Here is a 1,698-nt window from a genome sequence, read left to right as displayed (position 1 = left end):
GCTCGGCGCGCATCTCGGGCAGCTGCGGCGCGTTGGCCAGGGCGGCCAGGGCGTGCTGCTGGGTGGCGGCCGAGATGTTGTAGGGCGGCTTAATCTTGTTGAGGTAGCCGATGAGCTCGGCCGAGGCGTAGGCCACGCCCAGGCGCAAGCCGGCCAAGCCCCAGGCCTTCGAGAAGGTCTGCATCACCACCAGGCGGGGGAATTCGGCCAGGCGGGTGGTCCAGCTGGGAGCGTCGGCGAAGTCGGCGTAGGCTTCGTCGACCACCACCAGGCCGCGGAAATTGGCCAGAATGGTTTCGATGGCCTCCTGGGCCAGCAGGTTGCCGGTGGGGTTGTTGGGCGAGCACAGGAACACCAGTTTGGCCCGCGAGGCCGCCAGCACGACGGCGGCATTGGCCGGCAGCTGGAAATCGGCTGTGAGCGGCAGGCGCTCCACGCGCACGTCGTTCAGGTTGGCGGCCACCTCGTACATGCCGTAGGTGGGCGGGCAGATGACGATGCTGTCCTGGCCCGGCGTGCAGGTGAGGCGCACGAGCAGGTCAATGGCCTCGTCGGAGCCGTTGCCGAGGAAAATCTGGTCGGGCGCCACGCCTTTCAGCTTAGCCAAATCAGCCTTGATGGCGCGCTGGTGCGGGTCGGGGTAGCGGCTGAAGTTGTCGGGGCCCACCGAGCCAAGGCTGTTCTCGTTGGCGTCGAGCATCACCGGAGCCAGGCCCTCAAACTCATCGCGGGCCGACGAATACGGCTGCATGCGCTCCACGCTGGGCCGGATGAGGCCGGCGTAAGGGTTGGCAGCCGGCTTACCGGCTTCAGCCGTTTCGCCGGCAGCCAGAGCGGCCAGACGCAGCGTGACGGCGCGGGCGTGGGCGGCGAGGCCCTCGGCTTCGGCCATGGTTTCCACCACCGGGCCCAGGGCCTGCAGGCCGGTGGCCGACAGGCGCTGGAAGGTGATTTTCTTCACGAACGAGTCGAGCGAAACGCCGCTGTACTGGCGGGCGTAGCCGCTGGTGGGCAGCGTGTGGTTGGTGCCGGAGGCGTAGTCGCCCACGGCCTCGGGCGTGAAGTGGCCCAGGAACACCGAGCCGGCGTTGGTAACCTGCGCGGCCAGGGCCTCGGCGTTGTCGGTGGCCAGGATAAGGTGCTCAGGGGCGTACTGGTTCGAGAAGGCCAGCATGGCGGCCGCGTCGGGCAGCAGAATGGCGCGGCTGTTATCGAGGGCCAAGGCGGCGACGTCGCGACGCGGCAGCGTTTCGAGCTGGCGCGCTACTTCGGCCTGCACGCCGTCCAGGATTTGCTGCGAGTCGCTCAGCACGACCACCTGCGAGTCGGGGCCGTGCTCGGCCTGCGAAAGCAGGTCGGCGGCCACGAAGGCGGGGTTGGCGCTGGCATCAGCAATAACGAGGACCTCCGACGGGCCGGCGGGCATATCGATGGCTACGCCGAACTCGGCGGCGGCCAGCTGCTTGGCGGCGGTTACGTAGCGGTTGCCGGGGCCGAAAATCTTGTCTACGGCCGGCACCGAGGCGGTGCTTAGGGCCAAGGCGGCCACGGCCTGGGCCCCGCCGGCCTTCACTACCTTATCGATACCCAGCAGCCGGGCCACGAACAGGATAACCGGGCTGATGCGGCCGTCGGCCTGCGGCGGAGTGCACACCACCACTTCGGGGCAACCGGCCAGGCGGGCCGGCACCCCCAGCA

1 protein-coding gene is annotated in these 1,698 nt (G+C 69.0%); it reads right to left on the bottom strand.

Going from position 1 to position 1,698, the window contains the following annotated elements; all coding sequences use genetic code 11:
• On the bottom strand, window positions 1-1,698 hold a 1,698-nt coding region (gene hisD / locus ACYVDE_RS21985; RefSeq protein ID WP_460503678.1), incomplete at both ends, for a histidinol dehydrogenase.

The organism is Hymenobacter agri, assembly GCF_054778495.1.
The sequence above is the reverse complement of the archived record's forward strand: the minus strand, read 5'-3'. Positions and strand labels throughout refer to the sequence as shown.